The following is a 25,061-nucleotide window of genomic DNA, read 5'->3' on the forward strand; positions in this document are numbered from 1 at the left end:
GTTCATAAACAACTTCTCGGCAACTCCCCAAAGATGGATCAGAGTTGTAGCGTTTGGTCGTGACTCAGGAGCATGTGGCAGTGAACGGCAGCAGGAGGCTCACGCCCCAGGAGATCGCCGACGCCCTGCGCGAGCGGATCCGCAGCGGCGAGCTGCAGCCCGGCGAGCGGCTGCCGACCCAGGCCGAGCTGGCCGGTGAGTTCGGCGTGGAGCGGGGTGCCGTACGCCAGGCGCTGCGGGTGCTCCAGCAGGACGGCCTGCTCGCCGACGTCACCAAGGGCAGCCCGCCGCGGGTCGCCGAGCCGCGGCTCACCCGGGGCGAGCCGCAGCCGACCATGGTGGCGCTCGCGCCCCGGCTGACCGAGGCGTTCGCGGCGCCGCACGTGCGCATCGACGCCGTCTGCCTGACCGCGCAGAGCCTGATCCCCGCGCTCGGCGAGCCGCTGCGCCTGGTCCACGAGGGCCGGCTGCGCCCGGAGCGGATCGACGCCCGCATCCTGCTGCCGTCCCGCGACATCAACCTCGCCTTCCCGGTCTCGGTCGACGCCGGCAGCGAGGAGGACGACGCCGTCCACCAGCGCTGGCTGGCCATGCGCAACGCCCAGGGCCAGGTGCTGCAGTACAACCTCCAGGCGCTGCGCGGCACCCACGACATCGACGTCCAGGTCACCTTCCGGGCGCTGCCCTTCACCCCGCCGGTGAAGCTGTACCTGCTCAACGGGGTGGAGGCGCTCTTCGCGCACTACATGATCACGCGGCGCGAGGAGCCCACCGACAGCGGCACGCTGGAGATGTACGACACCCTCGGCTCGGAGTCCCTGCTGTTCTCGTTCGAGCAGCGGGCCGGGCAGCGGGACGCGGCGTTCGTGGAGCAATCGCAGAAGTGGTTCGACGCCCTCTGGGAAACCATCACCACGGACCTGACACTCTCCTAGTGACTTCTGATGCGACGCAGACTGAGACGCAGACCGAAACGGCGCAGACCGAACAGACGGCGAACGAGATCGAGAAGCTACAGGTTCTGATCGAGAGTGCCCAGGTGGTCCTGTGGGACTTCGACGGACCGATCTGCCGTCTGTTCGCGCGGCACCGGGCGGAAGCCGTGGCGGCCGAGCTGGTGGACTGGCTGGCCGGGCGCGGGCTGCACAACCTGCTCAGCGACTCCGAGCGCGACTCGCTGGACCCGCATGTGGTGCTGCGCGCCGTGGACCGCCGGCACCCCGGCAGCGACCTCGTCACCGAGCTGGAGGAACGTCTCACCCAGGAGGAACTGCGGGCCGCCGGCTCCGCGCTGCCCACCCCCTACGCCGACCCCCTGATACGCACCTGGACCGCGGTCGGCTCCCGCCTGGCCATCACCACCAACAACTCCCCCCGAGTGGTCCGCGCCTATCTGCAGGGCCGCGGCCTCACCGGCTGCTTCGCCCCGCACATCTACGGCCGCACCACCGACCTGCACCTCCTCAAGCCCGACCCGCACTGCCTGAACCGGGCGCTGGCCGCGACCGGCTCCGCCCCCTCGGCGGCCCTGATGATCGGCGACTCGCCCTCCGACCTCGCCGCCGCGAACGACGCCGGCGTGCCGTTTCTCGGCTACGCGCGTAACGAACGGAAGGGGAAGCTTTTGCGGGAGGCCGGAGCCGGGTCCGTGGTCGCGTCGCTGGAGCCGCTGCTGCGCGTGCTGCGCCGCCGCCGGTGACAGCGGGCCGCGCGGCGTCCGGCACCCCGGCCCGCGACCGGTGCCGTACCCGCTTGCGGATCCAGGCCGTCAGCGACACCAGCAGTCCCGCGCCCCACAGCACGAGCTGACCGAGGTCGTCGATCTGCACGTCGAACCCGAGCACATGGATCGTCACGGCTTCCACCCCCGTCGCGCCCAGGCAACCGGTCAACCCCTCAAGTCGCCGCTGTTGACTGGTCAAGTTGACTGCTTGTGGCAGCATGCCCGGTCAACTAGATCCAGTAACAAGCCGGTTGACTTGACTGGTTGCCTGGCGGGTAGGGGTTTGCCGCCGGTCCACGGGCGGTACGTACCGCATGTGACGACGGTGGAGCGGAAGGACGAGCCCGGCGGGGCCGGCGGCCACGAGTTCCTCCGGATCGCGGAGGAACTGCGGGCCCGGATGGCCGACGGCTTCTACCCGGTGGACACCTACCTGCCGTCCCAGACCACGCTGGCGAAGGAGTTCGGGATCTCCCGGGACACCGTGCAGCGGGCCCTGCGGGCGCTGCGCGGCGAGGGCTGGATCCAGTCCCGGCAGGGCAAGGGCTCACGGGTGGTGCGCAACCAGCGCATCCAGTCCTCGACGCCCCGGGCGAGCCGGGGCCGGCGCCAGCTGACCCTCGGCCCCCTGATCGCCGAGGCCTTCGAACAGCCCGAAGTCACCATGGACATCTACACGTTGACCTCGGAGAGCCTGGACACCCACATCCACCTGCAGGCCGAGCGCATCCGCGCCGGGATCATCGCGCCCCGGCGGATCGCCCTGCGGCTCATCCTCCCGTCCGCGATCGACGCCCTGCCGTATCCGCGGGGAGTGGACAGGAGAGACGACGAGCGGCTGCGGGAGCGGCTGCGGGGCATCGCCGAGACCCACATCGCCTCCCTCGACAAGGTCCTCGGGGAACTGCACCGGGAGAAGCTCGTCCCGCAGGTGTCGTACGAGTTCCGCCATGCCCCCTTCGCCCCCACCTTCAAGCTGTACGTCATCAACCGCTCCGAGGTGCTGCACGGCCCCTACATACCGCTCGTCCGGCCGGTGATGCTCGACGTCCACGAAGAGGTCCGGGCGGTGGACGTCCTGGGCCTCGGCGCGACCCTCACCCACCACGTCCGCGACGGCCGTACCGACTCGCCGGGCTCCACCTTCGTGGACGGTATGACGGCGTGGTTCGAGGCCGTGTGGGAGCTGCTGACGGACGAGTCCGCCGCCGGGTAGGCGCGGCCCCGCCGTTCGAGGGACGGTCGAGCGCGGTGCTGTAGCATGCGCGCACCGTGTGAGCGACCGCTCCCGTTCGTACGTACGGGACGGCGAAACGTGCCGTCCCGAAAAGGATCCGACGCGGCCGAGCGCCGAACACACCCGTTGTGGCTACTCGACCACGGTTCCGCTCGTGCGGACAGACACCCGCGTTTACCGTTTGCCATACTTTCCAGCAGCGCGAGTATTTCGGAGCGGCCAGTGGGCGCACCTCCTGTTCCCCGCCTCTTGCGCGGGGAACGCGCCGAGCCCGGCGCAGTGCATGCGCTGTACGAAGGATTCGTGGACCTCGCCACGCGTCAGGGCGAGATGAGCAGCGGCCACCACAACGAGAACTACCGGATCGCGCTCCCGGTGCCGATGGCACAGCTCCTGGCCCGCGACGCCGGCACCGCGGTGACCGTGCGGATCCGGCGGGCGAAGGCGTTGCCGGTGGTGATCAGGACCTGGCAGAACGAGGCGGAGATCCTCCGGGCGGTCAGGAGCGTCCTGCCGGGTGTGCCGGAGTGCCTCGTGGAGGGGGACGGATTCGCCATCCACAGCTATGTGGAAGGCGTGCCGCTCTCCAGCGTCTGCGGCAACGGCAAGCCCGTCGACGCGCTGCTGATCAAGGCCCTCGCCGGGCTGCTCGCCCAGATGGCCCAGGTGCGCCGGGGCGCGCTGCCACCGCTGCCGGCCGGCTGGCCCAGCAACGACCAGGACAGCCAGGGCTTCCTGCAGACGCTCGCGCGCCTGGCCGACCAGCAGATCCGCCGGCCCAACTGGCGGGCGTTCGGCGGTCTGTTCGCGGCGCTGGGCATTCCGGAGGACGCCCTCGTCCGGTTGGCCGAGCGGGTGCCGCCGATGGCGCGCCGGCCGTACAGCCTGCTCCACGCCGACCTGCACCGCGACAACCTGATCATGACGTACGCCGGGGAACCCCCGCTGATCTGCGTCGACTGGGAACTGGCGACGTACGGCGACCCGCTGCACGACCTGGCGACCCATCTGGTGCGCATGCGCTACCCGAGGCATCAGTGGTCGGAGGTGATCGACGCCTGGGCCGAGGCCATGCAGCGGATCCGCCCGGGGGCGGTCAACGGGCTGGCCAAGGACCTGCGCCACTACATCGCCTTCGAGCAGGCGCAGTCGGTGTACCCGGACGTCATGCGCGCCGCGATCTCCCTGGACGAGACGTTCGACCAGAAGGGCCTGGACCACGCCACCGGGAGGGTGCGCCGCGCCCTGGAGGCGGCCCAGGCCCCGCTGAACCTGCGCAGTCTGCCCAGCGAGGCGGAGATCGAGCGGGTGCTGTTCCGCTGGCGCATTTCACGCGGCAAGGCGCGCAAGGGCCTCTTCTCCACCTTTGTCTCCCCCTCCTGGAACCCGGACCGGAGGGTGCCCGAACACCGGGATTTCCCCTACTCAGCGGTGCACGCGGCGCTGCACGCGGAAGGTGCCGCACCGGCCGACCGGGTGTTCAAGGGAACGGCCCACCTGAATTCCGTGGTGCGGGTCCCGGGTATCGGATTCCCGGTCGTGGTGCGGCGGAAAGTGGCGAAGGTCTGCCGGCGCGAACGCAGCTTTCTCAGCGAGCACGCGGTGCTGCGGGCCATCGAGGATTCGGGGGTTCGGGTGGCGGCACCGAGGATTCTCGCCCTGGGCGAGAGCTATCCCGGGAAGTTCCGCAAGGACAGCTTCGCCATCCACACCTACGAGGGTCCGCTCGACACCGAGCGGCCGCCCGACCATCCGGTGCACGGGCTGCTCCCGCACGAGGCGGACCGGCTCGTCGACCAGCTGTGCGCGCTGAAGGACGTGGACTACACGAAGCTCGACCCCGCGGCCGGCGAGCGGGACTTCCGTTTCTACGGCTGGCTGGCGGACCAGCTCGTGGCCCTGGTCAGGGGGCTGCCCAAGGAGTCCCAGCACCTGGCCCGGCTCCTCGGCCTGCCCGAGGCCGACCGGCTCCGGCAGATACTGGCCCGGCACGACGTGAGCCACCGCCGGCCGGCGCTGCTGCACGGCGACCTGAATCCGTGGAACCTCGTACGCCGCGACGACGACCTGGCGCTGACGCTCATCGACTGGGAGCTGGCGGCCGTCGGGGATCCCCTGTACGACCTGGTCAGACACATGCACCTGACGCCGACCCGGCCGGAGATCCGGGACCGGATGTTCCGCCGCTGGGAGTCCCTGATGCCCGTGGAGCACACCCGTGCCTGGCAGCAGGACTGGCGGGTCTACCGGTGGATCGAGATCGTCCGCTCGGCCTACGTGGACCTCGACCGGCTGGTCACCGGCGCCAGTCTGGACGCGCCCAACGTCCGCCGCGCCGTGGACTCCTACGCCATGACCCTGGTGGCGGCCAAGGGCTCACTGGGCCTGCCGGCCCGCCCGACGGCGAATCCCTATCTTGCCCGTGCCCTGGCATAGGGGGACCATGACGGGACCGGAATCCGGTTCGACGGCAGGGCCTAGAGGCATATGACGCCGGTCGGGCGCGGGCGGGTGGCGCGGAGGGGGCGTGCATGTCCGAACGGTCGAACGGTGCGGTGCAGGACGGCCTGGGGCCCCGGCTGAGACGCTTTCAGGAACGGTTCGAGTCGCTGATCACCCGTGTCCTGCTGCTCGGGATCTTCGCCACCGGTCTGACCGCCCAGTTCGTGAAGCCGGTCGGCGACGCGCTGGAGGGCAAGGCCTTCCTGGGCGGTGCCCTGCTCAGCCTGGTCGGCTATGTGCTCTACGACCAGGTGAAGGAGCTGAGCGCGGCGGTCCGGGTGCCGAGCCGGGCGCTGGTGAACTCCAGTCAGCTCGGAAGCTTCGTCAGCGAGGCCTTCGAGGCCCGGAAGGTGGAGATCAGCTTCCTCGGCTACACGGGCGAGACGCTGTTCAACGAGCTCTACCACCGCCTGGAGGGCCTGCTCTACAACCCCGGGCCCATCCGCCGGGTGTCGATCCGCATGCTGGTCCCGGACTTCGGCCGGCAGATGACGGTGCCCTCCAAGGTGGGGGACGACGACGCGCCCGTGGACGACCCCGACTTCCGCAAGCGCATGGAGGAGCGCTGCCGTGAGTACGACGGCATCCTGTCGGAGCTCGCGGAACGGGTCACCGCCGAGGGCCGGGTGGTCGTGGAGTGCGAGTACCGGTTCTATCCGGGCATCCCGCGGGACAAGATCTGCATCTTCAACCGGCAGCAGGTGCTGCACGGGCTGTACGACCTCTCCGCGCGGATGCGGCTGCACCAGATGGGCGACGAGTACTACGACCCGAAGGGGTACCGGACCGATCTGAACGTGTGGTCGCGGAAGGGCTCGGCCGCCGCCGAGGCGGCCGTCTCGACGTGGATCAAGCACTTCGACTGCCTGTGGGCGCTGGCCGGACGGCCCAGCTGGCGCCGGGGAGCGGCAGCCTGAGTCCACGCGCGCGCATTCCGCCGTACGCGGTCCGGCGTCCGCCGGGCGTCGGCGGGGTGCGTAGGCTCGGCGGTATGGGTGAGGAGATCGGCCTGCGGGAGCGCAAGAAGCGGCGGATGTACCAGGAGGTGTCGGACATCGCCGTACGGCTGTTCCTGGAGCGGGGCTTCGACGCGGTATCCGTGGCCGAGGTCGCGGCGGCGGCCGGGATCTCCAAGCCGACGCTCTTCCGGTACTTCCCGGCGAAGGAGGACCTGGTCCTGCACCGGATCGCGGACCACGAGACGGAGGCGGCGCGGGTGGTGGCGGGGGCGGCCGACCCGGTGGACGCGCTGCGCCGGCACTTCCTCGCCGGTCTGGAGCGGCGCGATCCGGTCACCGGGCTGAACGACCACCCCCAGGTGCTCGCCTTCCACACCCTGCTCTACGGCACCCCGGCCCTGGTGGCGCGGGCGCACTCCCATCTGGAGCGGTCGGAGGCGGCGCTCGCCGAGGCGCTCGGCGGCGGGCTGGACGCGCGGCTGGCCGCCGGGCAGATCATCGCCGTGCAGCGCATCCTCGCCCAGGAGAACTGGCGGCGGGTCGCGGCGGGGGAGCGGATCGAGGAGGTGGCACCGGACGCCGTACGGGCGGCCGAGCGGGCGTTCCGGCGGCTGGGGGAGGGGCTGCCGGAGCTGAGGCGCATTGCATGAGACTCGGTTAAAAATGTAACTCGGTAACGTTATGGCGCTACGCTGCTTGTCATGACGTCACCCGACCCCACCCTCACGGACTCCCTGCACACCGAGCGCGCCCACCACGACACCTGCCGTGCCGCCCTCGCCGCGATGGTCGAGGGCGCCGCCGAACAGGTCGTCATCGGCGAGGACGTCTCCGCCTCCGGAGCCGACGCCGAAGTCCTCGGCTACCGGCTGCGCAGCCAGGCCAAGGCGCTGCGCGAACTGCCGCCCGGCCCGCTGTTCTTCGGCCGTCTGGACTTCGCTGCCACCGACCCCGAGCACGGCGGGCAGCACTACCACGTGGGCCGGCTCCGCATCACCGAGGACCCGGCCGCCCCGCCCCTCGTGGTCGACTGGCGGGCCCCGGTCTCCCGCGCCTTCTACCAGGCGAGCGCCCGCGACCCCCGGGGCGTCGAGGTACGGCGCCGGTTCGGCTGGGCGCCCGGCAGCCGGGGCGACTCCGCCGACCTCACCGGCCTGGAGGACGAGCACCTCGGCCGGGGCGAGTCCCGGACCAGCGACATCCTCGCCCGCGAGATCGAGCGGCCCCGCGTCGGACCCATGCGGGACATCGCCGCCACCATCCAGCCCGACCAGGACGACCTCGTCCGCGCCGCCCTCACCGACTCGGTGTGCGTCCAGGGCGCGCCCGGCACCGGCAAGACGGCGGTGGGCCTGCACCGCGCCGCCTACCTCCTGTACACCCACCCCAGGCGGCTCCAGCGCGCCGGACTGCTGATCCTCGGCCCCAACCGCACCTTCCTGTCGTACATCGCCGAGGTGCTGCCCTCGCTCGGCGAGACCGGCGTACGGCAGTCGACCCTGCTGGAGGAGATCGCCCGGCACCCGGTCACCGGCACCGACCCGGCGGACACGGCGGCGCTCAAGCACGACCCCCGCATGGCCGAGGTGCTGCGCCGGGCGCTGTACGGCAGGGTCACCACCGACGGCGTGACCGACCTCGCCGTGAAGGACGGCTCCAGCCGGTGGCGGGTGCCCGCCGGGGAACTGGCCGGGATCGTCGAGGCGGTGCGCGCCGAGGAGCCGCCGTACGCCATCGGCCGCGAGCGGGTGCGCACCCGGGTGGTGCGGCGGCTGCGCGAGCGGGCCGAACGGCGCGCCGGGGTGCTGCCCGCCTCCTGGGTGCGCCGCATGGAACGGGCCCGCCCGCTCACCGAGCACCTCGACCTGGTCTGGCCCAGGGTCCGCCCCGAGGAGGTGCTGGCCGAACTCCTCGCCGATCCTGGGGAGTTGTCCCGGTCGGCGGACGGCCTGCTGGACCCGGACGAGCAGGCGGCACTGCTGTGGCGCCGCCCGCCGCGCTCGTACAAGTCGGCCCGCTGGTCGGCCGCCGACCTGGTCCTGCTGGACGAACTGGCCGGCCTGATCGAACACCCCGAGGGCTACGGCCACCTCGTGGTCGACGAGGCCCAGGACCTGTCTCCCATGGAGTGCCGGGCCATCGCCCGCCGCGCGGCCTTCGGCTCGCTCACCGTCCTCGGCGACCTCGCCCAGGGCACCACCCCGTGGGCCGCCCGCGACTGGTCCGTCCAGCTGCGCCACCTGGGCCGCCCCGGCGCCGCCGTGGTCCCGCTGACCACCGGGTTCCGGGTCCCGGCGGCCGTCGTGACGCTGGCCAACCGCCTGCTGCCCCGCCTGGACGTCCCGGTGCCCGCGGCCCGCTCCCTGCGCGCGGACGGCGAGTTGCGGATGCGCCCGACCGACGACGTGCCGGGCACGACCGTGACCGCGGTGCGCGAGGCGCTGGCCCACGAGGGCTCGGTGGGCGTCGTGGCGGCCGACGCGGACGTGGCCGCCGTACGGCAGGCCCTCACCGCGGCCGGCCTCGACCCGGCCGGCCCGGACGCGCTCGGCGCCCGCCTGACACTCGTCCCGGCGACCCTGGCCAAGGGCCTGGAGTACGACCATGTGATCGCCGTGGAACCGGCGGCGGTGGCCGAGGCGGAGGAGCGGGGCGCACACCGGCTGTACATGGTCCTCACCCGGGCCGTCTCCCGCCTGGACGTGGTCCACGCCCGGCCGCTCCCGTTCTGACGGGGGCTCGCCGGCCTCCTGGGCCGCGAGCCCGGCGGCGCCGGACCGTGGAGGGGGAAGCGTCGGCTTGGGCCGGTGGAGGGAGACCGAGGATTGACCGGCCCGCGGCGGCCGCCGGATGATCGGCAGGTCGATGTCCCGCGGGCCGACGAACGGAGGAGACCCGTGCCGGATCCCCAGGCCGCCGCGGTCGCGTTCCTGCGCGAGCGGGGTGCCGCCCGTCTCGCGCATCCGGGCGGCACCCTCCTCGCGCACCTCCAGCGCGTCGAACGGCAGTTGGCGGAGTGGGGCGCGCGCCCGGCCCTCCGGCTCGCGGGCCTGTGCCACGCCTGCTACGGCACCGACGGCTTTCCCGGTGCCCTGCTGCCGCCCGATCGCCGCGCCGAACTGGCGGCCGTCATCGGTACCGAGGCCGAGGCGCTGGTGTACCTGTACGGCTCATGCGACCGCGAGGCCACCTATCCGGCGCTCGCCGAGGCCGACGGGGTCTTCCAGGACCGGTTCACCGGCCGCGCGCACGTCCCGGAGGCCGGCCCGCGCCGGGACTTCGCCGAACTGACCGCCGCCAACGAACTCGACCTGGCCCGCCTGGACCCCGCCTTCCGCGGCCGGTGGGGTCCGGCCCTCCTCGGCCTCTTCACCCGCGTCCGCCCCCTGCTGAGCCCACCGGCCTGGTCGGCGTGCGAGACGGTGCTCACCGCCACTCCCTAGAAGCGCGGGGCGGTGCGGATGCGCGGGTCACGCGCCGACATAGGCCGCCAGATGCTCGCCGGTGAGGGTCGAGCGCGCAGCGACCAGCTCCGACGGGGTGCCCTCGAAGACCACGCGGCCGCCGTCGTGGCCGGCGCCGGGGCCCAGGTCGATGATCCAGTCGGCGTGGGCCATGACGGCCTGGTGGTGTTCGACGACGATGACCGACTTGCCGGAGTCGACCAGGCGGTCCAGGAGGGCGAGGAGCTGTTCGACGTCGGCCAGGTGGAGGCCGGTCGTCGGCTCGTCCAGGACGTAGATCCCGCCCTTGTCGGCCATGTGCGTGGCCAGCTTCAGGCGCTGGCGTTCCCCGCCGGAGAGCGTGGTGAGCGGCTGGCCCAGGGTGAGGTAGCCGAGGCCGACGTCCGACATCCGCTCGAGGATCCTGTGGGCGGCCGGGGTGCGCGCCTCGCCCGCGGCGAAGAACTCCTCCGCCTCGGTCACCGACATCGCCAGCACCTCCGCGATGTCCCGGCCGCCGAACGTGTACTCCAGCACCGAGGCCTGGAAGCGTTTGCCCTCGCACTCCTCGCAGGTCGTGGCGACACCGGCCATCATCGCCAGGTCGGTGTAGACGACACCGGCGCCGTTGCAGGTGGGGCAGGCGCCCTCGGAGTTGGCGCTGAACAGCGCCGGCTTCACACCGTTGGCCTTGGCGAACGCCTTGCGGATCGGCTCCAGCAGCCCGGTGTAGGTCGCCGGGTTGCTGCGCCGCGAGCCGCGGATCGGGGTCTGGTCGATCGACACGACGTCCGCGCCCGCCGGCATCGAGCCGTGCACCAGCGAGCTCTTTCCCGAGCCCGCGACACCGGTGACCACACAGAGCACGCCCAGCGGGACGTCCACGTCGACGCTCTGCAGGTTGTGCGTCGTCGCGCCCCTGATCTCCAGGGATCCGGTGGGCTTGCGCACGCTGTCCTTGACGCGGGCCCGGTCGTCCAGATGCCGGCCGGTGAGGGTGCCGCTGGCCCGCAGCCCCGCCACGGTGCCCTCGAAACAGACGGTGCCGCCGGCCGCACCGGCGCCGGGACCGAGGTCGACGACATGGTCGGCGATCGCGATCGCCTCCGGCTTGTGCTCCACGACCAGCACGGTGTTGCCCTTGTCCCGCAGGCGCAGCAGCAGTTCGTTCATCCGCTGGATGTCGTGCGGGTGCAGGCCGATGGTCGGCTCGTCGAAGACGTACGTCACGTCGGTGAGCGACGAGCCGAGGTGGCGGATCATCTTCACGCGCTGGGCCTCACCGCCCGACAGCGTGCCGGCCGGCCGGTCGAGCGAGAGGTAGCCGAGGCCGATCTCCACGAACGAGTCCAGGGTGTGCCGCAGGGAGGCCAGCAGCGGCGCCACCGCCGGCCGGTCCAGCCCCCGTACCCACTCCGCCAGGTCGCTGATCTGCATCGCGCACGCGTCGGCGATGCTGACGCCCTCGATCTTCGAGGACCGGGCCGCCGCGGTGAGCCGGGTGCCCTCGCACTCGGGGCAGACGGTGAAGGTGACCGCACGGTCCACGAAGGCCCGGATGTGCGGCTGCATGCCCTCCTTGTCCTTGGCGAGCATCGACTTCTGGATCCGCGGGACCAGACCCTCGTAGGTCATGTTGATGCCCGCGATCTTCATCCGGGTCGGCGCCTTGTACAGGAAGTCCTGCAGCTCCCGCTTGGTGAACCTGCGGATCGGCTTGTCCGGGTCGTACAGGCCGGACTCGGTGTAGAGGCGGTAGTTCCAGCCGCCCGTCTTGTAGCCGGGGACCGTCAGCGCGCCCTCGTTGAGGGACAGGGAGTCGTCGAAGAGCTGGGTGAGGTCGAGGTCGGTGACCGTGCCCCGGCCCTCGCAGCGCGGGCACATGCCGCCGGTGATGCTGAAGCTGCGCCGCTCCTTCACCTGCTGCCCGCCGCGCTCCACGGTGACCGCGCCGGCCCCGCTGATGGAGGCGACGTTGAAGGAGTACGCCTTGGGCGAGCCGATGTGCGGCTCGCCGAGCCGGCTGAACAGGATGCGCAGCATCGCGTTGGCGTCGGTGGCGGTGCCGACGGTGGAGCGGGGGTCGGCGCCCATCCGCTGCTGGTCCACGATGATCGCGGTGGTGAGCCCGTCGAGGACGTCGACCTCGGGGCGCGCGAGCGTCGGCATGAAGCCCTGCACGAACGCGCTGTACGTCTCGTTGATCAGCCGCTGCGACTCCGCGGCGATCGTGTCGAACACCAGCGAGCTCTTGCCGGAGCCGGACACGCCGGTGAACACGGTCAGCCGGCGCTTGGGGAGCTCCACGCTGACGTCCTTGAGGTTGTTCTCCCGGGCGCCGTGCACACGGATCAGGTCGTGGCTGTCGGCTGCGTGCGGTGCGGTGGCGTCGTCCATGGCGGTCACGGTAGCGGGGCGGGGCCGCCCGCGGCTTCTCCGATCCTGACGACCTCGGCGAGCCGGGTGTCACACCCACAGGCCCGGCGGTGTCTTCATGGCGAACCGGCCGGAACCGGTCGGTACCCGAGGAGGACACCATGACACTGCGCGTTCCGAAGGCAGAACTGCCCGCCGAGCTGAGGGAGGCCCTGCTGAAGCAGCTCGGTGCCGTGCCCGAGCCCGACGAGGTGCTGTGGAACCACCCGGAACTCGCCATGGCCAGCCGGGAGTTCGCCATGAAGGTCGGCGCGTGCGACGCGGTCGACGAGGACCTCAAGACCTTCGCGCACATGGCCGTGGCGGCACAGGTCGGCTGCAGCTGGTGCCTGGACATCAACTACTTCCTCGCGCTGAACCAGAACCTGGACCTGACCAAGGCGAGCCAGGTGCCGCGCTGGCGGGAGGCGGAGGTGTTCACGCCGCTGGAGCGGGACGTGCTGGAGTACGCCGAGGCCATGACGAATGCCCCGACGACCGTCACCGACGAGCTGTCGGCACGGTTGCTCGACCGGCTCGGCCCGGCGGCGCTGGTCGAACTCACCGTGGTCATCGGCTTCGCCAACTTCGCGAGCCGCTGCAACACGGCCCAGGGGATCACCTCGCAGGGCTACTCCGCGTCCTGCGAGATCCCCCTGGCCACGCCTGCGGAGCAGCCGGCTTCATGACCGAGGATCCCTTCGTCGCCCACCGCAGCCTGCTCTTCACGGTCGCCTACGAGATGCTCGGCTCGGCGGCCGACGCCGAGGACGTGCTGCAGGAGTCCTGGCTGCGGTGGGCCGGCGTCGAGCGGGCCGCCGTGCGCGACGCCCGGGCGTATCTGGTGCGGATCGTCACCCGGCAGGCGCTCAACCGGCTGCGCGCCCTGTCCCGCCGCCGCGAGGAGTACGTCGGGGAATGGCTGCCGGAACCGCTGCTGACCAGCCCCGATGTCGCCGAGGACGTCGAACTCGCGGAGAGCGTGTCGATGGCGATGCTGACGGTCCTGGAGACCCTCGGACCGACCGAGCGCGTGGTGTTCGTGCTCCGCGAGGTCTTCGAGTTGCCGTACGGGGAGATCGGCGAGGCGGTCGGGAAGACGGCGGCGACGGTGCGGCAGATCGCGCGGCGCGCCCGTGAGCACGTGGCGGCCCGGCGGCCGCGCGTGCGGGTGAGCCGCGCCGAGCAGCAGGCCGTGGTGGAACGCTTCCTGGCCGCACTGCGCACCGGGCAGCTGGCGGAGCTGCTGCGGCTCATGGCCCCGGACGTGGTCATGGTCACCGACGGGGGCGGGGTGGTGGCCGCCGCCATGACGCCGTTCCACGGGGCCGCCGCGGTCGCGGAGGTGCTGGTGCGCGCGCACCGGCTGGTGGACACGCTGGAGGTGTCGGCGGTGTGGCTCAACGGCGCCCCGGCCGGCCGCATCGACATCGACGGCGAACCGAGCGCGCTGAGCCTGACGGTGGAGGACGGCCGGATCACCCGGATCCACGTGGTGCGCAACCCGCACAAGCTGACCCACCTGAACGAGCCGGCCGAACTCGTCCGGTAGGTTCCGGTTTGCCCCTCCCTCGTGGCGGACGGCGGCAGACTTTTGCAAGCGGGTGCTTGCAATTGTTAGCGAGGGTGGGGCAAGGTGGAGGCATGGCATCGCTGAACGTCGGCAATCTCGGTGAGTACCTGCGCGAGCAGCGGCGGAACGCACAGCTGTCGCTGCGGCAGCTCGCCGACGCCGCCGGCGTGTCCAATCCCTACCTGAGCCAGATCGAGCGCGGACTGCGCAAGCCCAGCGCGGAGGTGCTCCAGCAGGTCGCCAAGGCCCTGCGCATCTCCGCCGAGACGCTGTACGTCCGCGCCGGGATCCTCGACGCCGAGCGGGACCGGGATGAAGTGGAGACCAGGGCGGTCATCCTCGCCGATCCCTCGCTCAACGAGCGGCAGAAGCAGGTGCTGCTCCAGATCTACGAGTCGTTCCGGAAAGAGAACGGATTCGGGATCGGCGAGCCCGCGGGCGACGAGGACGGCGCACCGGGAGCGGACACCGGCGGCACCGCCGTGCCCGGCACCGGCACGGCCGGCGGACACGATGCCGATGCAGGCCCGCGGCGGACGGCCGGGTAACCGGACCAGGGCGCCGGCTCCCACCGCGGGACCACACCAACCTCAGCCGAACGCGAATCCGGGAGGACCAGATCACCATGGCCATCACCGACGACCTGCGCAAGACCCTCAGCGACCCGACCCCGCTCTACTTCGCCGCCGGCACCGCCGACCTCGCCCTCCAGCAGGCCAAGAAGGTGCCCGCCCTGGTCGAGCAGCTGCGCGCCGAGGCCCCGGCCCGGATCGAGAAGGTGCGCAACACCGACCCGAAGGCCGTGCAGGAGAAGGCCGCCGCTCGGGCCAAGGAGGCGCAGGAGACCCTCCAGACCAAGGTCAACGACATCCTCGGCACCCTCGACGTCGACCTGAAGAAGCTCGGCGAGCAGGCCCAGGACCTCGCCCTGCGCGGGGTCGGCGTCGCCGCCGAGTACGCCGTCAAGGCCCGCGAGACCTACGAGAAGGTAGCCGAGCACGGCGAGCAGGCCGTGAAGAGCTGGCGCGGCGAGGCCGCCGAGGAGATCGAGGACCTCGCGATCGCCGTCGAGGGCAAGCCCGAGCCGGCCACGGCGGAGCCGACGCCGGCCGAGACCAAGGCGGAGCCCGCCGAGGAGAAGAAGCCGGCGGCGAAGAAGGCGCCGGCCGCGCGCAAGGCCACCACCGCGAAGAAGACGACGCCGCCGGCCAAGTGACCGGCAGCGGCGGGATCACGACGGAATGACAGCGGGCCGGGCACCTTGGGGGTGTCCGGCCCGTTGTACGGGTACGGTGGCTGTACGGACGACTCGACTCGGGTGGTGGGCATTGTGCTGATGACGGCAGTCGGCGGAGTGATGTGGCTGATCTTCACCGCCATGCTCGCGCTCGCCATCGTGGCGTTCGTGATGGCGGCGATCTTCCGCGAGGACGCGTACCGCGCCGCGGACAAGCAGAACAAGGGCTTCTGGCTGATCATCCTCGGCATCGCGGTGGCCGTGAACCTCTTCGTCCCCATGCTGTTCCTGCAGCTCGCGGGCCTGGTCGCCACGATCGTCTTCTTCGTGGACGTACGGCCCGCCCTGCAGCAGGTTTCCGGCGGGAAGGGTTTCCGCCGCCGCAGGGGAAGCAGCAGCGACGGCCCGTACGGCCCTTGGAACGGCGGCCGCTGAGGGCATCTCGCCGTAGGGCCACCTCTTGACTGCCGACTGCGGGCCGTCCGTGGCTTGTCGCGCAGTTCCCCGCGCCCCTGAGGTGGGTCCGCTGCAGCATGCCTAAGGGGCGCGGGGAACTGCGCGAACGGCCACAGCGAACCCGCACCCGGGCGACGGCGAGCAACCAACTACGGCGAGACTCCGAACATCACGCCGTCCGGTCCAGCAGCACGACGGCCACGTCGTCCGTCAGCTCTCCCCCATTGAGCTCCCGCACCTCACTGACCGCCGCCCGCAGCAACTCCTCCCCCCGCAACCCCTCGGAGAGCTGGCGGCGGATCATCGACACCATCCCGTCCTGCCCCAGCCGCTCCCCGTCCTCGCCGACCCGGCCCTCGATCAGGCCGTCGGTGTAGAGCATCAGGCTCCATTCGGAACCCAGCTCCACCTGCATCCGCGGCCAGCGGGCGCCCGGCAGCAGGCCGAGGGCGGGGCCGTTGTTGTCGTACGGCAGCAGCCGGGCCTGCCGGCCGGGGCGGGCGAGCAGTGGGGCCGGGTGACCGGCCAGGCACAGGCCCGCGCGGCGGCCGTCCGGCGCGATGTCCACCGTGCACAGGGTCGCGAAGATCTCCTCGTCGGCCCGCTCGTGCTCCAGCACCTGCTGCAGCGTGCCGAGCAGCTCGTCGCCGCACAGGCCCGCCAGCGTCAGCGCCCGCCAGGCGATGCGCAGCTCCACGCCGAGCGCGGCCTCGTCCGGGCCGTGGCCGCAGACGTCGCCGATCATGGCGTGCACGGTGCCGTCGGGGGTGCGGACGGCGTCGTAGAAGTCACCGCCGAGCAGCGCGCGGGAGCGGCCGGGGCGGTAGCGGGCGGCGAAGCGCAGCGAGGAGCCGTCCAGCAGCGGGGTGGGCAGCAGCCCGCGCTCCAGGCGCCGGTTCTCCTGTGCGCGCAGCCGGCCCTCGGCCAGCCGCCGCTCGGCTGTGTCGGAACGTTTCCGCTCCACCGCGTAGCGGATGGCGCGGCTGAGCAGCCGGCCGTCCAGCTCGTCCCGGAAGAGATAGTCCTGCGCGCCCACGCGCACGGCCTCGGCACCGCGCTCGGCGTCGCCGGAGGCGGTCAGCGCGAGCACGGCATGCCGGGGCGCGAGCCGGAGCACGTGCTTGAGCACGGCCAGCTCGTCGTCGCCGCCGGTGCCGCCCGGCGCCGGGAGCGCCAGGTCCAGCAGGATGCAGTGGACGTCGTCGGTGAGCAGCCGCTCGGCCTCGGTGAGGTTCCGGGCGGTACGGACGCGGATCGGCTTGCCGGCCGGGTCCAGCAGGTCGGGCACGATCGGCGAACCGGCCGGATCGTCCTCGATCAGCAGCAGGGTGAGCGGGGCGGCGTTCGCGCCGCCCGCGGTCGTGGCGTTGCGGTGCGCCTCTTCCATGAGGGGGCCGCCTTGCGACGCGGCCTGCGCCTGACCACTCTCCACGGCCGGGATCGCTCTCTGCCGCGGTACGGGTACGGGCATCGTCCTGGGTTCCTTCCCTCCCCCCGAGGGCATGGGCGGCGCCGAGGGTCTCGAAGCCACCGACGGGGACCATAGCGGGTGTTCCCGTGCCGATGGAATGGTGTGAGCCGCGTCGCCCCCGCGCAGGCCGCTGTCATATGCCGCGTTCCGTACGACAGTTGGACAGGGCGCCCTCGCGTCGGGAATGACGAAGCTCACGTCCGGCCCGGGTTTGGGCGGGGGTTGGTGGTGGGGTGGGTCACGTGGCGTGGGTCACGAGGGTCCGCCGCACCGCCCCCGTGGCCCCGCCGGATGCCTACGCGTCCGGTCGTACGACCCCCAGGATCGGCATGGAGCCGGCGCCCGCGACCGTCACCGTCCGCCCCGGGCGCGGGGCCTGGATGATCGCGCCGTCGCCGACGTAGATGGCGACATGGCTGGCGTCGTCGAAGTAGATGATGAGGTCACCGGGGCGCATGTCCTTGATGTCGACGTGCTTCAGCTGCTTCCACTGCTCCTGCGAGGTGCGCGGGATGGGGTGGCCGGCCGCCGCCCAGGCCTGGGAGGTCAGGCCGGAGCAGTCGTAGGACTTCGGGCCCTCGGCGCCCCACACATAGGGCTTGCCGAGCTGGGCGGTGGCGAACGCGACCGCCTTCTCGCCCTGCGCGGAGGCCTTGCCGTGGATCCTCTGGAGGATGCCGGTGTCCAGCCAGTCCGTCTGCGCCTTCAGCGCGGCCTGGTCCTCCAGCCTGGCGAGCCGCTCCCGGTCCCGCTTCTCCAGCTCGGACTCCAGCTTCTGGGCGGCGGCGATCTGCTGCTCGATCTTCTTCTTGGCCCTGGCCTTGGCCTGGCGCTCGGCGTCCAGTTTCTTCCACTGCGCGGCGGCGTCGTCGGCGTACGCCTGCAACTGCTTCTGGGTGCTGGTCACTTCGCTCATCAGCGTCGTCGTCGCGCGCTGGCCCTGGAGCACCAGTCCGGCCCCGTCCAGCACCTGTCCGGGGTCGTCGCTGAGCAGGAACTGGGCGGTGGGCGGGATGCCGCCCGTGCGGTACTGCGCGCGGGCGGCCGCGCCCGCCTGGTCCTTGAGCCTCGTGAGCTTCTGCTGTCCCTCGTCGATCTTCTTGGCCAGGGCGACGATCTGGGCGGACTGCTGCTTCGTCTGCTCCTCGGCCGCGTTGTAGGCGTCGGTGGCGACGGCCGCGTCGTGGTACAGCCGGTCGAGCTGCTCGCGGACCTTCTCGAGGTCCTTGCTCGGCGGGGGAGTCGGGGACGTGCTCGGCGTGGGGGCCGGGGTCGTGCCCGGCGTGGGTGGCGGGGCGGCGAAGGCCGTGCCGGGCGCTGCCAGCACGGTCACCGCGCAGACCACGGTCACGGCGGCCGAGAGGATGCTGCGCTTGCCCCAGCCCATCACACGTGCCCCCAAAGCTGATTTACCGTCAGTAACTTACGGTGCCTGGGGGATGGTGTCACGTTGCACCACAAAACGACAGAGGCAGGTGACTCGGTGAGGTCTTCCCCCGTACCCGCCCCCGCATGACCATCTCCCCGCCGGTGTGACGAACGGTGCACGAGGATCGTTCCGTCTCACCGGCCCCGAACGGGTGCTGTCAGCTCCGGGGCGCCAACGCTCCCCACAACACGGTCACTTCACCCTGCCGCCAGCGCGCCGGGCCGTCCGTCACCGGCCAGTCGGCCGTCAGGTCCCGTACCGCGCGCAGCCAGCGCTGCCGGGCGCCGTAGGAGGCGTAGGGCGCGGCGGCGGCCCAGGCGCGGTCGAAGTCGCGCAGGAACGCGTGCACCGGCTCGCCGGGGACGTTCCGGTGGATCAGCGCCTTCGGCAGCCGCTCGGCGAGGTCGGAGGGCCGCTCCAGCGAGCCCAGCCGGGTGGCGAAGGTGACGGTCCGCGGCCCCTCCGGGCCGAGCGCCACCCACACGTGCCGCCGCCCGATCTCGTCGCACGTGCCCTCGACCAGCAGCCCGCCGCGCGAGCCGCCGCGGGCCGGGGCGAGCCGCGCGCACAGCCGCTCCCAGACGGCGGCGACATCGGACTCGCCGTACTGGCGCAGCACATTGGCGGCCCGGATGAGCATCGGCCGCCCGGGCACCGGCACCTCGAAGCCGCCGTGCCGGAAGTCCAGCCCCTCGCGCGCGTAGGCCCTCGCCGCCGCGACCCGCTCCGGTTCGATCTCGATGCCGACCACGCGCGCGTGGGGCGCGACCGTCCGCAGCCGGCCGAGCAGTTCGACGGCGGTCCAGGGGGCGGCGCCGTAGCCGAGGTCGATCGCCAGCGGGTCCCCGGCGCGCCGCAGCTCGACCCCGTGCGTCGCCGCGATCCAGCGGTCCATACGGCGCAGCCGGTTGGGGTTGGTGGTCCCGCGCGTCACGTTTCCCACGGGTCTGGACGTTGCGCGGGCATTCATGCCTACGAGGGTAAGGGCACCCGATGGTAATGATTGAGTAAAGCCCCATGATCGGGAAATGGCGCAGCCCCCTCCCGCTGTTGGACCTCCACGGAGGGCGAGGTCGGTCCTCCGTCCGGCATGCCCGCAGCAAGGAGAGGACCGCCAGGTGAGCCAGTACGTCAGCAGGCTCGGGCGACGCTCCCCGTCGGCCGCCGCACGGCTACGACTGCACCGCAGGCCCCGCCGCGTCGCCATGCTCTCCGTGCACACCTCCCCGCTCCACCAGCCCGGCACCGGCGACGCCGGCGGCATGAACGTCTACATCGTGGAGCTGGCCCAGCGGCTCGCCGCCATCAACATCGAGGTCGAGATCTTCACCCGGGCCACGGCGGGCGGCCTGCCGCCCACGGTCGAACTGGCCCCCGGCGTCCTCGTCCGGCACGTCGACGCCGGCCCCTACGAGGGCCTCGCCAAGGAGGACCTCCCGGCCCAGCTGTGCGCCTTCACGCACGGCGTGATGCAGGCCTGGGCCGGTCACCGCCCCGGCTACTACGACCTCGTCCACTCCCACTACTGGCTGTCCGGCCACGTCGGCTGGCTCGCCGCCCAGCGCTGGGGGGTCCCCCTGGTGCACGCCATGCACACCATGGCCAAGGTCAAGAACGCCAACCTGGCCGACGGCGACACCCCCGAGCCCGCCGCCCGCGTCATCGGCGAGACCCAGATCGTGGCCGCCGCCGACCGGCTCATCGCCAACACGACGGAGGAGGCCGACGAGCTGGTACGGCACTACGCCGCCGACCCCGCGAAGGTCGCCGTCGTCCACCCCGGCGTCAACCTCGGCCGCTTCCGTCCCGCCGACGGCCGCGCCGCCGCCCGCGCCCGCCTCGGCCTCCCGCAGGACGCCCTGATCCCGCTCTTCGCGGGCCGCATCCAGCCCCTGAAGGCCCCGGACGTGCTGCTGCGCGCGGTGGCGGTGCTGCTGGAGGAGCGCCCGGAGCTCCGCTCCCGCATCCTCGTGCCGGTCGTCGGCGGCCCGAGCGGCAGCGGGCTCGCCAAGCCGGAGGGGCTGCAGAAGCTGGCGGCGCGGCTGGGCATCGCGGACGTCGTACGGTTCCGCCCGCCGGTCGGCCAGGAGCAGCTCGCGGACTGGTTCCGGGCCGCGTCCGTGCTGGTCATGCCGTCCTACAGCGAGTCCTTCGGGCTGGTCGCCATAGAGGCGCAGGCGGCCGGCACGCCGGTGCTCGCGGCCTCCGTGGGCGGACTGCCGGTGGCCGTGCGCGACGGCGAGACCGGCTTCCTGGTTCACGGCCACCGTCCCGCCGACTACGCGCGCGTGCTGCGCCGGTTCGCCGACGAGCCCTCCCTCCCGGCGAGCATGGGGCAGGCCGCTGCCCGGCACGCACAGTGTTTCGGCTGGGACCGGGCGGCCGCCGAGACCGCGGACGTCTACACGGCCGCGACCCAGTCCCACCGCCGTCGCGTACGCTCCCACCATGGGTGAGGGTGCGAAGTCGGCCGGGCAGGTCCTGGAAGGTGTCCTGAAGGACGCCGAGCTGGAGTGGGAGAGCCCCGAGCCCGGAAACTACGTGGTCAAGCTCCCCGGCACCCGCAAGCTCTCCACGACGGTCTCCTTCCTCGTGGGCCGGCACTCCCTCTCCCTGAACGCCTTCGTCATCCGCCACCCCGACGAGAACGAGGCGGGCGTGCACCGCTGGCTCCTGGAGCGCAACCTCAAGCTGTACGGCGTGAGTTACGCCGTCGACCGCCTCGGCGACATCTACGTCACCGCCCGCCTGCCGCTCGCCTCCGTGACCCCTGACGAGATCGACCGCCTCCTCGGCCAGGTCCTGGAAGCGGCCGACGGCGCCTTCAACACCCTGCTGGAGCTGGGCTTCGCCTCCTCGATCCGCAAGGAGTACGCCTGGCGGGTGTCCCGCGGCGAATCCACGCGCAATCTGGACGCGTTCAGGCACCTGATCGAGCGCCCCGCCGACTGACTTGCTGTAGGACCCCTTCCCCCTCTGTCTGGGGAGTGGCATGCTCACCGCCGACGCGATTCTGAACAGCGTTCATATGGATGAATATGAAGGGCGGGTGGACATGAACGGCACGCACCTGACGAGAAGGACCCTGCTGGCCGGTGCCACGGCTGTGGCGCTCGGCGCGGCGGCGGGCCGGGCGGCAGCGGCCGAGCCGGCGGAAGTCCCCTCTCTCTGGCGGGAGTTCACCCGCACCCCCTTCACCCACCCGCAGATTCCGTACGTCGGCCGGGCGGGCTGCCGTACTCGCGGCCACGGGCGGGTCGTCGCCGACGTCACCGACTACGGCGCCGTACCCGACGGCACCACCGACTGCGCCCCAGCGATCAACCGTGCCCTCGCCGCCGCCGGACGGGCCGGCGGCGGCACGGTCACCGTCCCGCCCGGCACCTTCCGCATCGACGACGTGATCCGCATCGGCGACTCGGGCGTGGTCCTGCGCGGCGCCGGCAGCGGCCGTACGACGCTGTACGCGACGAAGAACCTCACCGAGCTGATCGGCGTGTACGGCTCCCGCTACGGCGGCGACAAGTCGGCGTGGTCCTGGGCGGGCGGTCTCATCTGGCTGGCGCCGAGCGCCCGTTGGGACTCCCTGGTGGCCGCGATCCGGTCCCGTGCCTGGCCGTTCGAGGGCTGGACCGGCAACAAGCGGGACGAGTGGGCGCCGCTGACGGCGGTGGAACCGGCCCGGCAGGGCTCGTGGACGGTCACCGTCGCCGATCCGGAAGGACTGCGTCCCGGCCGGCTCGTCCTCCTCCGCCTCGCCGACGACCCCGCGCACACCCTCCTCCAGCACATGGCCGGCGGCGGCCCGGGCCCGGCGGCGTACTCCTGGGACGACAAGACCAAGCTGCTGTCGTACGTCCCCTACGAGTGGCCGGTGCGCAGCACCCGCATCCGGGGCCGCCGGATCACCCTCGAACGCCCCCTCCCGCTCGACATCCGCCCCGAGTGGAACCCGCAACTGACCACACACGTACAGGAATTGACCGGATCGGGGGTCGAGGGACTGACCCTGGAGGCGGTCGAGACCCCGCAGTCCCCGCACCTGCTCGACAAGGGCTACAACGGCGTGGTCCTCCAATGCGCCTACGACTGCTGGGTGGACGACGTCACGGTGACGAACGTCGACAACGGCTTCGGCCTGGTCGCCGCCTCCGTCTGCACCCTGCGCCGCACCCGGGTGGCCGGGCGCGGCTCGCACCACCCCTACTTCTGCCGCGAGGGCTCCCACGACAACCTGATCGAGGACTTCACCATCGAACAGCGCACGGTCCCGGCCCCGCCGAACACCCAGCTCCACGGCATCAACGTCGAAGGACTCTCCTCGCACAACGTCTGGTCGCGCGGCCGGATGGAGATGGGCACCTTCGACAGCCACCGCGGCCTGCCCTTCGGGAACGTCCGCACGGACATCACGGTGAACAACAACGGCCGCCACGGCGGGGACGCCAACGCGGGCCCGCTGTTCGGCGCCCGCTTCACGCACTGGAACATCAGGGTCACCAACGGCCGCGCGGGCCTGATGAAGATCGACGGCCTGGCCCCGTACTCGGCGACCGCCGGCCTCAACACGGTGACCGAGTTCGACCAGACCGACGTCCCCGACTTCACCGGCGACCTGCACTCCCGACTGGAGCTGTACGGCACCGCCGGCGCCGTACGCCCGCGCAATCTGTACGACGCTCAGCGCGAGCTGCTGCGATAGCGCCCCGGGGTCACCCCGACCAGCCTCTTGAAGTGCCGGGTGAGATGGGCCTGGTCGTAGAACCCGGTGGCCGAGGCCACCTCGCCCGGCGCCAGCCCGTCCAGCAGCAGCCGCCGGGCCCGCCCGACCCGCCGCGACATCAGGTACTGGTGCGGGGCGATGCCGTACGCCCCGCTGAACGCCCGCACCAGATGGGCGGGATGGGCGTGCAGCAGGCGCCCGGCCTCCTCCAGCGAGACGCCGTCGGCCACCCGGGCGTCGAGCAGCTCCCGCAGCCGCCGGCCGAGGACCGGATCCGGGCGGGGCGCCGGGGCGTCGGTCCGCCGTCGCAGATGGTCCCGCAGCCGCTCCCCGACCAGGGTCAGCCTGCTCTCCGCCTCCAGTTCGTCGCCGGGCCGGGCGAGGGCGGCGTGCACCTGCCCGACGCGCCGCCGCAGCAGCGGATCCCGCAGGTCGGGCGTGTCGACGGCGCGCCCGATGAGCTCCTCGCCGAGCCGGCTGCTGTCGAGGTAGACGACCCGCTTGCGGAAGCCGTCCGGGGTGGCGGGGGCGCCGTTGTGCGGCACGTGCGGCGGGAGCAGGGTGACGGTGTCGTGCGGGGTGCCGTGCTCGTGCCGGTCGAGGTCGTACCGTACGGCCCCGTCGTCCACGATGAGCAGCGTCCAGGCGTCGTGGACGTGCATCGGGTAGGCGTACTCGGTGAAGTGGGCGTGGAAGACCTCCACGACACCCGGGACGCGCGGGCGCCAGGCGGAGACTTCGGGCGGGTCGGCGGCCACGCAAAGAACGTACAAGACGACGCCGTACGGCGGTCGGCAGTCTCATTCCATGAGCGCTGAACCCATCCGTTTCGACACGAAGATCGCCGTGCTGCTGCGCGAGGACCTGGAGCCCTGGCAGCGGCTCAACGTCACCGCGTTCCTGGTCAGCGGCCTGGGCGCGACGGTCCCCGAGGTGATCGGCGAGCCGTACGAGGACGCGGACGAGGTGCCCTACCTGCCCATGTTCCGCCAGCCGGTGCTGGTCTTCGAGGGCTCGAAGGAGACCCTGAAGGCGGCCCACGGCAGGGCACTGAGCCGCGCCCTGCCCCGTGCCGTCTTCACCTCGGACCTGTTCACCACGGGCAACGACCGCGACAACCGCGCGGCGGTGCGGGCCGTGCCGACCGCCGAGCTGGACCTGGTGGGACTGGCGGTGTACGGCCCGCGCAACGCCGTGGACAAGGTCCTCAAGGGCGCACGGATGCACCCCTGAGGTTGTGCACCCCTGAGGTGTGCGCCGCGCTGTGCGCTGCGGGGTGTGCCGCGGGTCAGCCGAACATGCCGGGCTGGTAGTCGCCGGCGGGCTGCTGGACGATGACGTTGACGCGGTTGTAGGCGTTGATCAGGGCGATCAGCGCCACGAGCGCGGCGAGCTGGTCCTCGTCGTAGTGCTTGGCGGCGTTCACCCAGACCTCGTCCGGTACGCCGCCGGCCGCGTCGGCGATCCGGGTGCCCTGCTCGGTCAGCTCCAGCGCGGCCCGCTCGGCCTCGCTGAACACCTTGGCCTCCCGCCAGGTCGCGACCAGGTGGAGCCGCTGCGCCGTCTCCCCGGCGGCGGTCGCGTCCTTGGTGTGCATGTCGGTGCACATCGCGCACCCGTTGATCTGACTGGCCCGGATCTTCACCAGCTCCTGCGTCGCGGCCGGCAGGGGGGAGTCCGTGACCACCTTCCCCGCCGCGTTGATGTGCTTGAAGAACCTGCCGGTCACAGGGTTGGCGAAGAGGTCGAGACGCGCGTCCATGGTGAGCTCCCGTGTGGTTTTCCGTCGGCTACACCTCTCTGACGGATCCGTCCGGAGAGATGTGACGCGGCTGAGTGTGACCTGGGTCACGGGAGTCCGGGCCGCGGATCCATCCGTGAACGGAATCTGCA

The 25,061-nt window shown here is 72.0% G+C and carries 23 protein-coding genes; 17 read left to right on the plus strand and 6 right to left on the minus strand.

Annotated elements, in window-relative coordinates; all coding sequences use genetic code 11:
* The first annotated feature begins 53 nt into the window (after nucleotides 1–53).
* The 8 genes from ABB07_RS20805 (at nucleotide 54) to ABB07_RS20840 (ending at nucleotide 9,864) form a co-directional block, all read left to right on the plus strand.
* On the plus strand, nucleotides 54–935 hold the full coding sequence (locus ABB07_RS20805; protein ID WP_208900109.1) for a winged helix-turn-helix domain-containing protein: 882 nt from the start codon (nucleotides 54–56) through the stop codon (nucleotides 933–935).
* Nucleotides 935–1,699, plus strand: coding sequence for an HAD family hydrolase (locus ABB07_RS20810; protein ID WP_425264743.1), 765 nt, complete (start codon nucleotides 935–937; stop codon nucleotides 1,697–1,699). Before ABB07_RS20805 ends, ABB07_RS20810 begins: the two co-directional genes overlap by 1 nt.
* A gap of 340 nt (nucleotides 1,700–2,039) precedes the next feature.
* A complete protein-coding gene (locus tag ABB07_RS20815) occupies nucleotides 2,040–2,939 on the plus strand; it encodes a GntR family transcriptional regulator (protein ID WP_244189448.1) in 900 nt (299 codons plus the stop codon).
* A gap of 351 nt (nucleotides 2,940–3,290) precedes the next feature.
* Nucleotides 3,291–5,396, plus strand: a complete 2,106-nt coding sequence (locus ABB07_RS20820) for a phosphotransferase family protein (protein ID WP_425264817.1) — start codon at nucleotides 3,291–3,293, stop codon at nucleotides 5,394–5,396.
* A 95-nt stretch (nucleotides 5,397–5,491) separates the two neighbouring features.
* Nucleotides 5,492–6,379, plus strand: coding sequence for a hypothetical protein (locus tag ABB07_RS20825; protein WP_208900113.1), 888 nt, complete (start codon nucleotides 5,492–5,494; stop codon nucleotides 6,377–6,379).
* Nucleotides 6,380–6,453: 74 nt separating this feature from the next.
* The gene (locus tag ABB07_RS20830) at nucleotides 6,454–7,071 is read left to right on the plus strand and encodes a TetR family transcriptional regulator (protein ID WP_208900114.1); all 618 of its coding nucleotides are present in this window, start codon (nucleotides 6,454–6,456) and stop codon (nucleotides 7,069–7,071) included.
* A 51-nt stretch (nucleotides 7,072–7,122) separates the two neighbouring features.
* Complete coding sequence (locus ABB07_RS20835) at nucleotides 7,123–9,153, plus strand: HelD family protein (RefSeq protein WP_208900115.1); 2,031 nt, start codon at nucleotides 7,123–7,125, stop codon at nucleotides 9,151–9,153.
* 165 nt (nucleotides 9,154–9,318) lie between these two features.
* Entirely contained in the window at nucleotides 9,319–9,864 is a 546-nt protein-coding gene (locus tag ABB07_RS20840; RefSeq protein ID WP_208900116.1) for a DUF6817 domain-containing protein, read from the plus strand.
* Nucleotides 9,865–9,891: 27 nt separating this feature from the next.
* Here ABB07_RS20840 and ABB07_RS20845 read toward each other — a convergent pair whose 3' ends face one another.
* Nucleotides 9,892–12,261: an ATP-binding cassette domain-containing protein gene (locus ABB07_RS20845; protein WP_208900117.1), complete on the minus strand. Its 2,370-nt coding sequence runs from the start codon at nucleotides 12,259–12,261 to the stop codon at nucleotides 9,892–9,894.
* A gap of 140 nt (nucleotides 12,262–12,401) precedes the next feature.
* Here ABB07_RS20845 and ABB07_RS20850 point away from each other — a divergent pair, with 140 nt between their 5' ends.
* From ABB07_RS20850 to ABB07_RS20870, 5 genes are all read left to right on the plus strand, one after another.
* Nucleotides 12,402–12,968, plus strand: a complete 567-nt coding sequence (locus tag ABB07_RS20850; protein ID WP_208900118.1) for a carboxymuconolactone decarboxylase family protein — start codon at nucleotides 12,402–12,404, stop codon at nucleotides 12,966–12,968.
* Nucleotides 12,965–13,831, plus strand: a complete 867-nt coding sequence (locus ABB07_RS20855; protein ID WP_208900119.1) for an RNA polymerase sigma-70 factor — start codon at nucleotides 12,965–12,967, stop codon at nucleotides 13,829–13,831. The genes ABB07_RS20850 and ABB07_RS20855 overlap by 4 nt, the downstream gene beginning before the upstream one ends.
* Before the next feature lie 92 nt (nucleotides 13,832–13,923).
* Nucleotides 13,924–14,400 (plus strand): helix-turn-helix domain-containing protein, encoded by a 477-nt coding sequence (locus ABB07_RS20860; RefSeq protein ID WP_208900120.1) that lies wholly within the window; start codon nucleotides 13,924–13,926, stop codon nucleotides 14,398–14,400.
* Nucleotides 14,401–14,477: 77 nt separating this feature from the next.
* Nucleotides 14,478–15,068, plus strand: a complete 591-nt coding sequence (locus ABB07_RS20865) for a hypothetical protein (RefSeq protein ID WP_208900121.1) — start codon at nucleotides 14,478–14,480, stop codon at nucleotides 15,066–15,068.
* Nucleotides 15,069–15,188: 120 nt separating this feature from the next.
* The gene (locus tag ABB07_RS20870) at nucleotides 15,189–15,524 is read left to right on the plus strand and encodes a DUF2516 family protein (protein WP_425264744.1); all 336 of its coding nucleotides are present in this window, start codon (nucleotides 15,189–15,191) and stop codon (nucleotides 15,522–15,524) included.
* A 190-nt stretch (nucleotides 15,525–15,714) separates the two neighbouring features.
* On the opposite strand, the gene ABB07_RS20875 is transcribed toward ABB07_RS20870, so the two are convergent.
* From ABB07_RS20875 to ABB07_RS20885, 3 genes are all read right to left on the minus strand, one after another.
* Nucleotides 15,715–17,016, minus strand: coding sequence for a PP2C family protein-serine/threonine phosphatase (locus ABB07_RS20875; RefSeq protein WP_208900122.1), 1,302 nt, complete (start codon nucleotides 17,014–17,016; stop codon nucleotides 15,715–15,717).
* A gap of 295 nt (nucleotides 17,017–17,311) precedes the next feature.
* Entirely contained in the window at nucleotides 17,312–18,403 is a 1,092-nt protein-coding gene (locus ABB07_RS20880; RefSeq protein WP_208903548.1) for a C40 family peptidase, read from the minus strand.
* Between the two features lie 199 nt (nucleotides 18,404–18,602).
* Nucleotides 18,603–19,415, minus strand: a complete 813-nt coding sequence (locus ABB07_RS20885; RefSeq protein WP_208900123.1) for a class I SAM-dependent methyltransferase — start codon at nucleotides 19,413–19,415, stop codon at nucleotides 18,603–18,605.
* A gap of 148 nt (nucleotides 19,416–19,563) precedes the next feature.
* Between ABB07_RS20885 and mshA the strand changes: the two genes are divergently transcribed.
* The 3 genes from mshA (at nucleotide 19,564) to ABB07_RS20900 (ending at nucleotide 23,147) form a co-directional block, all read left to right on the plus strand.
* Complete coding sequence (gene mshA, locus ABB07_RS20890) at nucleotides 19,564–20,901, plus strand: D-inositol-3-phosphate glycosyltransferase (RefSeq protein WP_208900124.1); 1,338 nt, start codon at nucleotides 19,564–19,566, stop codon at nucleotides 20,899–20,901.
* Nucleotides 20,894–21,397 carry a type III secretion system chaperone family protein gene (locus ABB07_RS20895; RefSeq protein WP_208900125.1) on the plus strand — a complete coding sequence of 168 codons (504 nt, stop codon included), beginning with the start codon at nucleotides 20,894–20,896 and terminating at the stop codon, nucleotides 21,395–21,397. The genes mshA and ABB07_RS20895 overlap by 8 nt, the downstream gene beginning before the upstream one ends.
* 103 nt (nucleotides 21,398–21,500) lie before the next feature.
* Nucleotides 21,501–23,147: a glycosyl hydrolase family 28-related protein gene (locus ABB07_RS20900; protein ID WP_244189450.1), complete on the plus strand. Its 1,647-nt coding sequence runs from the start codon at nucleotides 21,501–21,503 to the stop codon at nucleotides 23,145–23,147.
* Here the strand turns inward: ABB07_RS20900 and ABB07_RS20905 are convergent.
* Nucleotides 23,126–23,926, minus strand: coding sequence for an AraC family transcriptional regulator (locus ABB07_RS20905; RefSeq protein WP_244189451.1), 801 nt, complete (start codon nucleotides 23,924–23,926; stop codon nucleotides 23,126–23,128). The genes ABB07_RS20900 and ABB07_RS20905 overlap by 22 nt on opposite strands.
* A gap of 49 nt (nucleotides 23,927–23,975) precedes the next feature.
* Between ABB07_RS20905 and ABB07_RS20910 the strand changes: the two genes are divergently transcribed.
* On the plus strand, nucleotides 23,976–24,401 hold the full coding sequence (locus ABB07_RS20910) for a DUF2000 domain-containing protein (protein WP_208900128.1): 426 nt from the start codon (nucleotides 23,976–23,978) through the stop codon (nucleotides 24,399–24,401).
* 55 nt (nucleotides 24,402–24,456) lie between these two features.
* Here ABB07_RS20910 and ABB07_RS20915 read toward each other — a convergent pair whose 3' ends face one another.
* Nucleotides 24,457–24,930: a carboxymuconolactone decarboxylase family protein gene (locus ABB07_RS20915; protein WP_208900129.1), complete on the minus strand. Its 474-nt coding sequence runs from the start codon at nucleotides 24,928–24,930 to the stop codon at nucleotides 24,457–24,459.
* Between the last annotated feature and the right edge of the window lie 131 nt (nucleotides 24,931–25,061).

The sequence above is a fragment of the Streptomyces incarnatus genome (genome assembly GCF_001027185.1).
GTDB classification, from domain to species: Bacteria; Actinomycetota; Actinomycetes; order Streptomycetales; family Streptomycetaceae; genus Streptomyces; species Streptomyces puniciscabiei.

What these genes read in the sequence shown, in the direction of transcription:
- ABB07_RS20835 (WP_208900115.1), top strand. Translation starts at nt 7,123, where the DNA reads ATGACGTCACCCGACCCCACCCTCACGGACTCCCTGCACACCGAGCGC.
- ABB07_RS20860 (WP_208900120.1), top strand. Translation starts at nt 13,924, where the DNA reads ATGGCATCGCTGAACGTCGGCAATCTCGGTGAGTACCTGCGCGAGCAG.
- ABB07_RS20885 (WP_208900123.1), bottom strand. Translation starts at nt 19,415, where the DNA reads ATGAATGCCCGCGCAACGTCCAGACCCGTGGGAAACGTGACGCGCGGG.
- ABB07_RS20830 (WP_208900114.1), top strand. Translation starts at nt 6,454, where the DNA reads ATGGGTGAGGAGATCGGCCTGCGGGAGCGCAAGAAGCGGCGGATGTAC.
- ABB07_RS20820 (WP_425264817.1), top strand. Translation starts at nt 3,291, where the DNA reads ATGAGCAGCGGCCACCACAACGAGAACTACCGGATCGCGCTCCCGGTG.
- ABB07_RS20825 (WP_208900113.1), top strand. Translation starts at nt 5,492, where the DNA reads ATGTCCGAACGGTCGAACGGTGCGGTGCAGGACGGCCTGGGGCCCCGG.
- ABB07_RS20915 (WP_208900129.1), bottom strand. Translation starts at nt 24,930, where the DNA reads ATGGACGCGCGTCTCGACCTCTTCGCCAACCCTGTGACCGGCAGGTTC.
- ABB07_RS20850 (WP_208900118.1), top strand. Translation starts at nt 12,402, where the DNA reads ATGACACTGCGCGTTCCGAAGGCAGAACTGCCCGCCGAGCTGAGGGAG.
- ABB07_RS20900 (WP_244189450.1), top strand. Translation starts at nt 21,501, where the DNA reads ATGAACGGCACGCACCTGACGAGAAGGACCCTGCTGGCCGGTGCCACG.
- ABB07_RS20910 (WP_208900128.1), top strand. Translation starts at nt 23,976, where the DNA reads ATGAGCGCTGAACCCATCCGTTTCGACACGAAGATCGCCGTGCTGCTG.
- ABB07_RS20875 (WP_208900122.1), bottom strand. Translation starts at nt 17,016, where the DNA reads ATGCCCGTACCCGTACCGCGGCAGAGAGCGATCCCGGCCGTGGAGAGT.
- ABB07_RS20865 (WP_208900121.1), top strand. Translation starts at nt 14,478, where the DNA reads ATGGCCATCACCGACGACCTGCGCAAGACCCTCAGCGACCCGACCCCG.
- ABB07_RS20855 (WP_208900119.1), top strand. Translation starts at nt 12,965, where the DNA reads ATGACCGAGGATCCCTTCGTCGCCCACCGCAGCCTGCTCTTCACGGTC.
- ABB07_RS20895 (WP_208900125.1), top strand. Translation starts at nt 20,894, where the DNA reads ATGGGTGAGGGTGCGAAGTCGGCCGGGCAGGTCCTGGAAGGTGTCCTG.
- ABB07_RS20880 (WP_208903548.1), bottom strand. Translation starts at nt 18,403, where the DNA reads ATGGGCTGGGGCAAGCGCAGCATCCTCTCGGCCGCCGTGACCGTGGTC.
- ABB07_RS20870 (WP_425264744.1), top strand. Translation starts at nt 15,189, where the DNA reads ATGACGGCAGTCGGCGGAGTGATGTGGCTGATCTTCACCGCCATGCTC.
- ABB07_RS20845 (WP_208900117.1), bottom strand. Translation starts at nt 12,261, where the DNA reads ATGGACGACGCCACCGCACCGCACGCAGCCGACAGCCACGACCTGATC.